The organism is Veillonella sp. Ser01 (assembly GCF_053850375.1).
The window spans coordinates 78,756-90,793 of the sequence record NZ_JBSPUA010000002.1; the positions used below are offsets into that span (position 1 = coordinate 78,756).

Consider the following 12,038-nt stretch of genomic DNA (forward strand, 5'->3'; position numbering starts at 1 on the left):
CGATTATGCCTCCTCTTGAGTAATTACGAGATCTACATCGAGACCTTCACAAGAAATCACGTCCCCAACGCGACACTTCTTGCGCTTCTCTGTCACAACTTGACCATTCAAAGTAAGGATGCCTTCATCGATAAAGGATTTGATTTGACCACCTGTTTCGATAATGCCTTCTAACTTCAACAACTGATCAATTTGAATGTACTCCGTATGAATGGGTACCTGCTGTTGCTCTTTCATAAAGTCCTCCTATAGTGGACAAATTATAACTATGTGGGAATTAGGTAACGATGACTTTTAATCATTATTACCTAATAAAAATATGTATATTAATTCATTAAGCATTAGTACGAACTGGTGTTACTACGTATGTATAGTTCGGATTATTGTCTTGGCGAATGACAACTGGACCGTTTTGTTTTAAGAACAAATGAATGTTATCGCCTGTGCTGTGGCGCAAGATGTCAGAGATATAGCGACCATTGAAGGAGATTGTGAAAGGTGTACCTTTAAATTCAACAGCTACGTCTTCTTTAGCCATGCCGATTTCAGTATTTTGAGTAGACAATGTTACATTGCTTTCAGACCAATCATAACGAATTACGTTATAGCTGATGTCTTTAGCTAATAAGGATACGCGGTCAACAGCACCAGCGAATTCGCGGCGGTCGATAACAGCGCTAGAATCGAATTGGGAAGGAATAACCTTTTCATATTCAGGATATGTGCCTTCGATCAAACGAGAAATAATGTAAATAGATTCAAAGTTGAACACGATTTGTGTGCGGTTCCAAATGATGTTGATCATCGCTGGATTATCTGTTGGTAACAAACGAGATACTTCAGCCAACGTTTTTGTAGGAATGATAGCGCGCATTGGCGTAGTTGCTGGTTCATCAATGGTAATTTTCTTAACAGCCATGCGGTGTGTATCAGTAGCAACCATTGTTACTTCGTTTTCTTTAATTTCAAGAAGAGCACCAGTAAATACAGGGCGGTCTTCGTCTGTTGCAGCTGCGTAGTTTGTTAAATCGATGAGTTCTTTCATAGCAAAGCTATCGATGTTCACATGATCTTGGTCATGTATTTGTTCAACCAAGGAGAAATCATCTGGATGTAATGTTACGAGGTTAAATTCAGAAGAACCAGATGTGATTGTTAAAGAATTGCCATCTTCTGGTTTGTAAAGCTCGATTGTATCACCAGGTAATTTGCGAATTAATTCTTGGAAGTAGCGGGAACCTACAACTAATGTGCCAGGTTCTTTAATGTCGCCGTCGATAGTTAAACGAATACCAAGTTCAAAATCGTTACCTTGCAATTCTACTTGACCATTTTTTGTTGTCATGTAGATAGCGCCTGGTAAATTGGAACTTGTTTTATTTTGAGATACCTTTTGCAATACGTTGATTGCTTTTTGGAGATTTGCTTTTGGGAATGTAATATGCATTTATAACTCCTTTATGATTTCCATATAATGTAGAAGCACTAATAACTTCTCGTCTTGTTTGTAATTTTCTATGTTTGCTATCGTAGATGCTCTATAGATATTCTACGATAGATCTGTTTCTACTGGTTTTTTGATTGTTTGTTAGTTTTAGTAGTAGTAATAGTAGGGGCCTGTTCATATGTGTAAAAGTGAATTGGCGCTACTAACTGTGCGATTTCTCGGTTGTGTATAACTATGTTGATAGTTTGTAACTACTTATCCACATATTCACAGTAGAGTGCGGTTTTTAGGATATCCACAAAGTTACGCACAATATATCCACAGAGTTATCCACAGGTTGTTAATTTCTGTTTAATTTCAGAAATCATGTTCTTAGTTTCTTCGTTTCGTTCAATTTCCTTCGTAATTTTATCGTACGCATGGAGAATTGTCGTATGGTCACGAGAGAAGGCTGTTGCGATTTGCGGATAACTTTCATTGATCATATCACGGCATAAATACATGGCAATTTGCCGTGGGAATGCGAACTGTGCCTTACGCTTCTTACCGAGCAAGTCTTGCTTTTTAATATTGAAATAAGAACTTACAAAATTCTGGATGCTTTCAATAGTGACCATGTTCACCTCTTCGGTGTGAACGAGGCCAGCCAAGGCTTGTTTAGTGTATTCTAGGTCGATAGATTCGAGACGTTGATCGATGGATGCGGTACCGATTAATTTGGTGAAAGCACCTTGCAATACGCGGACATTTTCACTAAATTGTAACGCCACGTAGTTGATGGAGTCATTATCGATGCGGATAATGCGATTTTTCTTATATTCTCGTTCCAGCAAAGATCTAAAGATGGCAATGCGTGTTTCTAAATCTGGATTTTCCATGGTAGCAATGTAGCCAGCTTGGAAACGAGAACGAAGACGGTCTTCAAATTGCTCCATATCATTTGGCATCGTATCAGAGGTGAGGACGATTTGCTTGTTGTTATTTAATAACTCATTAAACGTATTAAATAGTTCAGTTTTTGTACTTTCACGACTTTCAAGGAACTGAATATCGTCAATCATGAGCACGTCGATATTGCGGAACGTGTTGCGGAATAATTTACCTTGGTTACGTTGCAATGTTTCGACGAAAATGTTCATAAAGTTTTCGCTCGTAATGGACATAACCTTCATGTGTGGATGATTTTCCTTGATAGCATTGCCGATAGCGTGCATCAAATGCGTTTTACCTAGACCTGATGGACCGTAGATAAAGAGCGGATTATAGTCGCCGCCTGGGAACTCAGCTACATTTTGAGCCGCCCCAAATGGAATGCGGTTTGCGTTGCCTGTAACGTAGTTATCAAAACGGTACGCTGGATTAAGGTTAGATAAGGATAAATCTACAGGTACATTATCAGATTGTAATGTAGGTGTTGTTGTTTCAGTCGTTTTAGTAGGCGCTACCATTGGTTCATCTGGAATATTCACAGGCACTGGTGCGCGGTCGATATAGACAGGCTCTTGATACACCGGTGTGTAAAACTCATCTTGTTGAGCTTTTTCCTCTACCACAGGCGGTAATGGCATCGGTGGAGCTACTACAGGTGCATCATCGATGAGATTTTCATCAACAAAGGTAGTATCTACACTCTCTTGATTGAAATCGAATAACACCATATCCCGATGGGAACCGATAACCGTAGTAATCGCATCCTGTAAAGCCTTGCTGATCTGTGGCTGCTGATCGATTAAGTTTTTAACAAATGTTTGCATGACCCCAATATGGATCGAATGACTGTCGAGAGACATGGGAATCAACGATGACGTGACGCGCAAGTACAACGCGTCAGGCAAATGTTGCATGTTCTTTTTCGCCTCTTGCAATATATGTTCCCATATATTATTCAAATCAAATGATTGCATGACGTGCCTCTTGTGTATAACTATTGCGATAAATGTGTATAACTTTAGGAATAATGTGTATAACTATTGTGAAAGCTGTGGAAAAACCTGTTATTCCTGTGAATAACCTGTGCACAACTTGTGAATAAGTGAAAACAAAATTCTCTTCCAACCAGATAATAACTGACTTTATAGATTACACAGGTCAAAAGAGAAAAAATGTGGATAACCTTAAAAGTTATCCAACAAAAACTTATAAAAATATATACTTTTTCCTAATTTCAAGTATGATTGTACCAAAAAATAAGTAATTTGTCATTCAATCTGTGGATAACTTTTATAAACTGTTTGTAATGTATATTTTAAATTTCTTTGGGTATATCTATTACTTTTGGGGGAGGACTGAAAACTACTTTTATGGAATTACAATTTGTATATGAACCATTTTTAACTAAGTAACGATGATTTATAAATCTAATTTTGATCCATCAATTTTTATATTTGTTTCTAGATTACTTTTAGGAAGGAATTGATACTAATTTTCTCGCTCCATTCTGACGCAAGTCGCTTAAAAATTAGTATCAATCCCCTTTCTAACAATAAAAGATAACCATGTTAATAAATAATAATTGTGGAAAAGTAATCTAGAAACTATCCAATCATCGTTAACAAACAATAAACTTCTGTTCATAAAACAAATTGTAATTTCATATGGCGTAGAGGGAAAAGGGAGAAAACCACATCTATTCCCTTTCACCTTAAGTAGAGATCAAAACGTAAATTTTCCAATATATAAAAATATTAGAGTTGTGAGTTCTTGTATTGCTAATAATTGATGTTACGTTTACATCGTGTAGTGGTGTGTAAGGTGAGATTAGGATTTACTTAGGGAGGGAATATAGGGTCCTTTTGAGCGACTTTACGTGTCGTATGGAGCGATGAAGGAGTCCTATATTCCTCCCCCTGGAAACGTAACATCAATTATAGGATGAAATGAGTGATAGAATTATTATAGAAATACAAGAACTCACAAGCAGAATGCCTTTATTATATTGACAAATTTACGTTTTAACTCTATAATTACCCTGTTATGGTATAAGTAAAACAATACAAAATGACGAGGAGGTGTTTTACTAATGAAACGTACTTACCAACCAAATACTCTTTGGAGAAAACGTACCCATGGTTTCCGTGAACGCATGAAAACTATCGGTGGCCGTCTCGTTTTAAAAAGAAGACGTGCAAAAGGCAGAAAACGCTTATCTGCATAATATAATAGCTGTTAGGCAGGAGAAAAAACTTGGCGCTGCTGCCAAGTTTTTCTATTCTTAGGACTTAAGGACAATGCATATGGATTATTGCCTCGAAAAAGCAAGACGACTGACGCACAATAATGAATATCGCCTTGTGTATAAGCACGGTAAATACGAAGTAGGCCGTATGTGTGTACTCTATCGTATGCCCGTGGCGAAGCAATCTACGCGCATTGGTTTTGTAACCGGCAAAAAGGTTGGTTGTGCTGTTGAGCGCAACCGAGCTAGACGGCTTATGAAAGAGGTGTATCGCCTCAATCAACATTCCATACGCGAAGGGTATCATATCGTAATTGTTGGACGTGGCCCTCTGAAAAACGCTACCTACGAAAAAGCGGAAAAGGAAATTTTGTATCTCTTGCGAAAAAGCAAATTGTTGATACAAAATGATAAATAGGACCACAAGTTAGAGGCTTTGGTCCTTTTTTGTGTATATGGAGGTTTCCATGAAACGCTGTATAACTACGCTTTTACGACTTTTAATTAGGTTCTATCAGCTTGCCATATCTCCCTTAAAACCTGGATGTTGCCGTTATTATCCGACATGTTCCACATATACTCTACAGGCCATCGAAAAATATGGTCCTTTGAAAGGTAGCTGGATGGGTTTAAAACGCATTCTTCGCTGCCATCCTTTCCACAAGGGTGGCTACGATCCAGTGCCATAATCTATTTTTGATTAGGCTGGTTTTGCGTTCTGTGAAAGCAACTTTCACAAAAAACATCTAGCATAGTTTTGGAAATACCTGAGCATCTGTATGGATGAAATTTAGACCATACCATAACGATATATAGATGCGCAAAGGACGGTTTCGGACTGTAAGAAAAAGGAGAAACAATGGAATTCTTAAGTAGTATATTCCACCCTATCGTTGAATTGATGACTACATTGGTAACTTATGCGTTCCAATTAACTCAAATGGTAGGCTATCCAAGCTACGGTGTGGCTATTATCCTTTTAACAATCGTTATTAAAGCGGTTTTGGCACCACTTACTGTAAAACAAATCAAATCCATGAAGGCTATGCAAGAGTTACAGCCTCGCATGAAAGAATTGCAAGATAAATACAAAAACGATCCTGCAAAACTGCAAGCGGAAATGGGTGCATTGTACAAAGAAATGGGCGTTAACCCATTGGCTGGTTGTTTGCCTCTATTGGTGCAAATGCCATTCTTGATCGCTATCTTCTACGCTTTACAAGGCTATCCATACGATCAAAACTATGTACAATTCTTATGGCTTCCTAGTCTTGGGGAACCAGATCCAATGTATATTTTGCCAGTATTGAGTGCATTATCTACATGGATTATGTCCAAGCAAACTAGTAGCGGTGCAACTGGTGCTGCTGCGCAACAACAAAAGATTATGACAATCTTTATGCCTTTATTCATTGGTTACATCTCCCTTAACTTCCCATCTGGCTTAGTTATTTACTGGATCGTATCCAATGTATTCCAATTTGTGCAACAACATTTCATTTACAAAAGCTTAGAAGCTAAGAAATAGGAGACACTATGGAATTTATCGATGTATCTGCTAAAACCATTGAAGATGCCATTGCCAAAGGCGTAGCTCAATTGGCTGCAGAAGGCCAAGAATTGGTAGAAACTAAAGTATTGGAACAACCTTCTAATGGCTTCTTGGGCATTGGTCGTAAACCAGCAGTTGTTCGCTTATTCTTCACATCTGTAGCTAAAACTGCTACTCAAGAAGAAGTAGCTCATGTAGAAGAACAATCTGTAGCTGTTGCTTCCAAGCCGGTAGCAACAAGTGAAATAGAAGTACAAGATGCAGTAGTTGAAACTTCTGAAGGTGATGTTGTAGAAAAACCTTCTAAAAAGGAACTTTCAAAAGAAGATCAACAAGAAATTGCTGAAAAAGGTAAACAATTCCTCGATGATATGTTTACACAAATGGGCCTCACTGTAGTTATCGAAAAAATGATGACTAAAGATAAGATTACATTCCAAGTACACGGCGAAGATTTAGGTATTTTGATCGGTAAACATGGTCAAACATTGGATGCTATTCAATACTTAACAAATCTCGTGGCTCACAAGGATGTATCTGGCCACTGCCACATCGTTGTAGATGTGGAAAATTATCGTTCTCGTCGAGAAGAAACATTGGTGAATCTCGCGAAACGCTTGGCTTCTAAGGTGAAACGCAACCGTCAAAAGGTTTCCTTAGAACCGATGAATGCTTTTGAACGTAAAATCATTCATACTGCCCTTCAAGGGGATAAAAACGTTGTTACTAACAGTGAAGGGGACGAACCGTTCCGTCACGTTGTGATTACGTACAAAAAATAATATAGTGGTGCAGCTTTCAAGTGACTGAATTCTCGGTTGCTTGAGGGCTGCTCCCTTTATTCTTTAGGTTATGGTGAAAGCTAACCTAAGTTAATCTTCGCATGCAAAGATTAGTTTAGTTTAACTTTCACAGGCGAAGAACATATACAAAAGCAAATACTAGATAATGGAAATACGGAGATATGTATGTATATAGATGATACAATAGCGGCCATTGCGACGCCGCCCGGCATAGGCGGGGTTGGTATTATTCGGGTCAGCGGCAAGGATAGTTTTCCTATTGTAAATAGCCTGTTCAAGAGCGCTGGCACCGTTCCTTTGATGGACCGCCAAAATAGAACGATACAATACGGGACCATTGTGGACCCTGCAACGAACAAGACCATCGACGAGGTTCTTGTGTTATTAATGAAAGGCCCTCATTCCTACACGGCAGAGGATGTGGTAGAAATTCAGTGTCACGGCGGTATTGTGCCAGTTCGACAAATCTTGAAATTGCTCGTAAATCACGATGTACGCATGGCTGAGGCCGGCGAATTTACGAAGCGTGCCTTTATGAACGGACGTATCGACCTCACTCAAGCAGAGGCGATCATTGATATTATTGAAGCAAAAACAGAGGACTCCCTCTCCCTCGCTGTATCCCAGCTGGACGGTACAGTTTCGTCCTTTGTAAAAGATGTGCGTGAACAGCTCATCGCCATGATTGCTCATTTAGAGGTAACTATCGACTATCCAGAAGAGGATATTGAGGATGTAACGAGCCAAGAGGTTCGGGATCAGCTAGAGCCTATTTTGAAAGCTATGGATAATTTGTTGTCCACAGCGAACACAGGTCGCCTTATTCGCGACGGTATTACGACGGTTATTGTAGGCCGCCCAAATGCAGGTAAATCGAGCCTTATGAACGCTCTCTTGCGCGAAAACCGTGCTATCGTAACGGATATTCCGGGGACGACGCGGGATAGTATTGAAGAATATATGACCGTAGAAGGCATTTCTTTGCGCCTCATCGATACGGCAGGTATTCGTGATACACAAGATACGGTAGAAGCCCTCGGCGTGGAGCGTGCTCGTGATTATATCAACAAAGCAGACATCGTGCTCTGTGTTATCGACGGGTCTACTCCATTACTCCCTGAAGAAATCGAAATTTTGACCTCTGTTAGCGGTTTGAACACTATCGTACTCCTCAATAAGTCCGATGTGGCACAAGTCGTTACAGACGAAAATATTAAAGAACACGGTAACTTTACAGCTATTGAACGAATCAGTGCTAAAGAAGGTGAAGGCTCTGCAGTTCTTTCCAAATGGGTGCAAGAACTCGTCTACGGCGGTCGCGTAAAACAAGACAATAGCGCTATGATCAGTAACGTGCGCCACATTAGCCTCATGGAACAAGCAAAGGCACAAGTCGAAGAAGCCCTCTCCTCCATCGACATGGGCATGCCAGTAGACTTTGTAGCTACCGATTTGCGCAGCGCCTGGGAACTACTTGGGGACATCACAGGCGATACCATCCGTGAAAGCATGATCGACGAACTATTCAGTAGATTTTGCCTTGGTAAGTGATTTAAACTTTCACAATAAGATAAGTAACAAATATAAGGAATTCAATTGATATGTACACAGTAGATAATTATGATGTCATTGTCATCGGTGGTGGTCATGCTGGTTGTGAGGCGGCCCTTGCCGCTGCCCGCATGGGTCATCGCACGTTGATGGCGACCATCAGTTTAGATAACATTGCGCTTATGCCATGTAATCCTGCCGTTGGCGGTCCTGGTAAAAGCCATCTTGTTTATGAACTTGACGCTTTAGGCGGTCAAATGGGTATTAACGCAGATGCTACGGCTATTCAAATGCGTATGCTCAATATGGGTAAAGGCCCTGCCGTGCATTCCTTGCGCTGCCAATCTGATAAAATCAAATACCAACATTTGATGAAACAAACCATTGAAAATACAGAGAACCTCAATGTTAAGCAAATCATGGTAACAGAGCTTAAGGTTGAGGATGGCAAGGTAACAGGTATTGTTACAGAACTTGGCGAATTCTATGGCGCTAAGGCTGTTATTCTTTGTACAGGTACCTACTTGAAAGGTAAAATCCTCATCGGCGATATCGATTATGTAGGTGGCCCAAATGGTCAACGCGTAGCAGAACATTTCTCTCAATCTTTACTCGACAATGGTATTGAGTTGATGCGCTTTAAGACTGGTACGCCAGCCCGTGTAGATAAACGCACACTTAACCTTGAAAATATGGAGGTTCAAGAAGGCGATACACATCATCACTCCTTCTCCTTTATGGATGAATGGATCAATCGCAATGAAGACGTATGTTGGTTGACCTATACTAACAAAGAAACGCACGAAATCATTACGAGCAATATTCACCGTGCCCCTATGTATAGCGGTAAAATCGAAGGTGTAGGCCCTCGTTACTGCCCTTCTATCGAAGATAAAGTAGTGCGCTTTGCCGATAAAGAACGTCATCAATTATTCGTAGAACCAGAAGGTACTAGCACAAACGAAATGTACGTGCAAGGCATGAGTACGTCTCTTCCAATGGACGTACAATATGCATTCCTTCGCACCATTCCAGGCCTTGAAAATGTTGAAATCATGCGCCCTGCCTATGCTATTGAATACGATTGCTTAAACCCAACACAATTAACACCAGCCCTTCAAGTAAAACATATTGAAGGCCTCTACTCTGCTGGTCAAGCTAATGGTACATCTGGCTATGAAGAAGCCGCTGCACAAGGTCTAATGGCTGGTATTAATGCTGCTTTATGGCTTGAAGGTAAAGAACCGTTTATCCTTGCTCGCTCCGAAGCCTACATCGGTGTTCTCATCGATGATCTTGTAACAAAAGGTACAAACGAACCGTACCGCATGATGACAAGCCGTAGCGAATATCGTCTATTGCTTCGTCAAGACAATGCAGATATGCGTCTTACTGAAAAAGGGCGTGAAATCGGTCTTGTAAAAGATGATCGTTGGGCTAAATTTACAGCTAAGAAAGCTGCTATCGAAGAAGCTATGGACATGTTGCGAAATACACCTGTAAATCCATCTAAGGAAACACAAGCCTTGCTTGAAAGCTTAGGTACAGCACCTATTAGAACAGGTATACATGCTTATGATTTAGTAAAACGTAATGAACTTTCCTATGCTATCGTAGCGGATGCATTTGGTTTGAAACGCTATACACCTGACGTTGAAGAAGCTGTCGATATCTCCATTACCTACGAAGGTTATATTAAAAAACAAATGGACCAAGTCGATAAAGTTCGCAAACTAGAAGAAAAAATTCTTCCAAAAGAATGGGATTACACACAAATTAAAGGTATCTCCCTTGAAGCTCAACAAAAGCTCAATAAAATCCGCCCTCACTCCATCGGCCAAGCAAGCCGTATCTCTGGCGTATCCCCGGCGGACGTGTCTGTTCTGTTGATTCAACTAGAACAATACAATAGAAGTAAATAAAATATGTGATTGCATACAAAAAGCTAGTTAATCTTATGATTAACTAGCTTTTTTTGTAAATGTATGTATATTTATATGAATATTTATAAAATCCTTATTATTCTATCTATAAAATATGTACACTAGAGAAGTACATTAAGTGTACATTCAGAATAGACAAAATATTCTATAAGTGAAGAAAAGTTCATGGTAATAAATTAGAAATAAACTATGAAATTTGTTTGATGAAAAGATGTATAAGGAAACTGAAAATAGATGTGGTAAAAGGTTAACAAAATAGGTTTACAATTATTGATCGATTGGATGGTAAAGAAATTTTGATTTACATTGAAATAGGATAGTGATTTGGAAATTTAACAAAAGGTTGAAAAAGCAGGTTAAAAAGATGGACCGATTTCTCAATTAATTATTTTAAATGATAATATAGGTATAGTATTTCTTCATTACCCTATTTTATGTTATGTAGTTTATATATTTTTGTTTATAAATGAGAATTAATTGAGAATATGCTATAATATAAAGAAAAATGACTTAAATATTTCGCTTATATGGTCGTTTTATTAGTTTTCGTATATAAATTTATATAAAATAGATTAAAAGCGCCGTATAACGCAAATTTTTGAGTTTTATAGCATCTGAAAATCGAAATACTATTTTGATATCTCATATATCGTTAAATACATAGTTTTGCCTATATGATGTGTCATATGACATGAGTTTTGTTACATATATGTGGATTACTTTTACTATTATATAAATATCAAATAATTTATTAGGAGTACTTATGAAAGAGAAATACGATGTGCCTATCGCACCGGAGTCTGAATTTGTTTCATACATGATGGAGCAAATGAGCCAATTTGGTTTGCCTTGTACGGAAGAGCAAGCGAAGGACTTTTATGTGTATTATGCGCGCATGATTGAAACAAATAAATATCTCAACCTCACCGGTATTACAGATATGAAAGAGGTCGTTGTTAAGCACATGATCGACTCCCTCTCCTGCTACGATCCAAATATTATTAAATCCGGCATGTCCATCATCGATGTTGGTACTGGCGCAGGTTTTCCTGGAATTCCATTGGCTATATATGACCGTAGCCTCAAGGTTACGCTGTTTGACTCTTTAAAAAAACGTCTTACCTTCCTCGAGTCTGTTATGGATGAGCTTCAATTGACGAACTGTACTACCTTACATGGTCGTGCAGAGGATCTTAGTCATCAAGACTATCGTGAAAGCTTCGATATTGCTACGAGCCGTGCAGTGGCACGTTTACCTATTCTTCTAGAATGGACTGTTCCCTATGTTAAAGAAGGCGGTTACGTAATTGCTTTAAAAGGCGCTATATACGAAGAAGAAGTGGGAGAATCTAACAAAGCGCTCAGTACATTGAAAGCTAATATTGAAGAAGTACGAACCGTTACTCTACCGACCTTAGATGATAAACGAGCAATCCTGTACATCAAAAAAACAGGTAAAACACCAAAACAATACCCACGTAAACCAAAAGAGATTAAAGACAAGCCATTGGTATAACAAAAAAGAGGATGCAAATCTTAGATTTGCATCCTCTTTCTTTTTTCCTAG

General features: G+C 39.0%; 11 protein-coding genes. 8 read left to right on the forward strand and 3 right to left on the reverse strand.

Translation table 11 applies throughout. The annotated features are described in order from the left end of the window. Nucleotides 1-3: 3 nt before the first annotated feature. From ACWTVK_RS04100 to dnaA, 3 genes are all read right to left on the reverse strand, one after another. On the reverse strand, nt 4-237 hold the full coding sequence (locus ACWTVK_RS04100; RefSeq protein ID WP_004692943.1) for an RNA-binding S4 domain-containing protein: 234 nt from the start codon (nt 235-237) through the stop codon (nt 4-6). Nucleotides 238-334: 97 nt separating this feature from the next. Then, the gene (gene dnaN / locus ACWTVK_RS04105) at nt 335-1,447 is read right to left on the reverse strand and encodes a DNA polymerase III subunit beta (protein ID WP_004698016.1); all 1,113 of its coding nucleotides are present in this window, start codon (nt 1,445-1,447) and stop codon (nt 335-337) included. A gap of 326 nt (nt 1,448-1,773) precedes the next feature. Next, a complete protein-coding gene (gene dnaA / locus ACWTVK_RS04110) occupies nt 1,774-3,351 on the reverse strand; it encodes a chromosomal replication initiator protein DnaA (RefSeq protein ID WP_456046029.1) in 1,578 nt (525 codons plus the stop codon). Nucleotides 3,352-4,466: 1,115 nt separating this feature from the next. Here dnaA and rpmH point away from each other — a divergent pair. The 8 genes from rpmH to rsmG all read left to right on the forward strand — a co-directional run bounded on the left by rpmH (nt 4,467) and on the right by rsmG (nt 11,987). Further along, nucleotides 4,467-4,601: a 50S ribosomal protein L34 gene (gene rpmH, locus ACWTVK_RS04115; RefSeq protein WP_004692946.1), complete on the forward strand. Its 135-nt coding sequence runs from the start codon at nt 4,467-4,469 to the stop codon at nt 4,599-4,601. A gap of 79 nt (nt 4,602-4,680) precedes the next feature. Beyond that, nucleotides 4,681-5,040 (forward strand): ribonuclease P protein component, encoded by a 360-nt coding sequence (gene rnpA / locus ACWTVK_RS04120; protein ID WP_119206595.1) that lies wholly within the window; start codon nt 4,681-4,683, stop codon nt 5,038-5,040. 49 nt (nt 5,041-5,089) lie between these two features. Then, on the forward strand, nt 5,090-5,311 hold the full coding sequence (yidD, locus tag ACWTVK_RS04125; protein ID WP_072270728.1) for a membrane protein insertion efficiency factor YidD: 222 nt from the start codon (nt 5,090-5,092) through the stop codon (nt 5,309-5,311). 170 nt (nt 5,312-5,481) lie between these two features. Then, complete coding sequence (locus ACWTVK_RS04130) at nt 5,482-6,150, forward strand: YidC/Oxa1 family membrane protein insertase (RefSeq protein WP_024066050.1); 669 nt, start codon at nt 5,482-5,484, stop codon at nt 6,148-6,150. A gap of 8 nt (nt 6,151-6,158) precedes the next feature. Beyond that, complete coding sequence (gene jag, locus ACWTVK_RS04135) at nt 6,159-6,956, forward strand: RNA-binding cell elongation regulator Jag/EloR (protein ID WP_456046030.1); 798 nt, start codon at nt 6,159-6,161, stop codon at nt 6,954-6,956. A 186-nt stretch (nt 6,957-7,142) separates the two neighbouring features. Further along, entirely contained in the window at nt 7,143-8,528 is a 1,386-nt protein-coding gene (mnmE, locus tag ACWTVK_RS04140; RefSeq protein WP_456046031.1) for a tRNA uridine-5-carboxymethylaminomethyl(34) synthesis GTPase MnmE, read from the forward strand. A 50-nt stretch (nt 8,529-8,578) separates the two neighbouring features. After that, on the forward strand, nt 8,579-10,450 hold the full coding sequence (mnmG, locus tag ACWTVK_RS04145) for a tRNA uridine-5-carboxymethylaminomethyl(34) synthesis enzyme MnmG (RefSeq protein WP_456046032.1): 1,872 nt from the start codon (nt 8,579-8,581) through the stop codon (nt 10,448-10,450). A 784-nt stretch (nt 10,451-11,234) separates the two neighbouring features. Then, nucleotides 11,235-11,987: a 16S rRNA (guanine(527)-N(7))-methyltransferase RsmG gene (rsmG, locus tag ACWTVK_RS04150; protein ID WP_456046033.1), complete on the forward strand. Its 753-nt coding sequence runs from the start codon at nt 11,235-11,237 to the stop codon at nt 11,985-11,987. Nucleotides 11,988-12,038 lie beyond the last annotated feature (51 nt).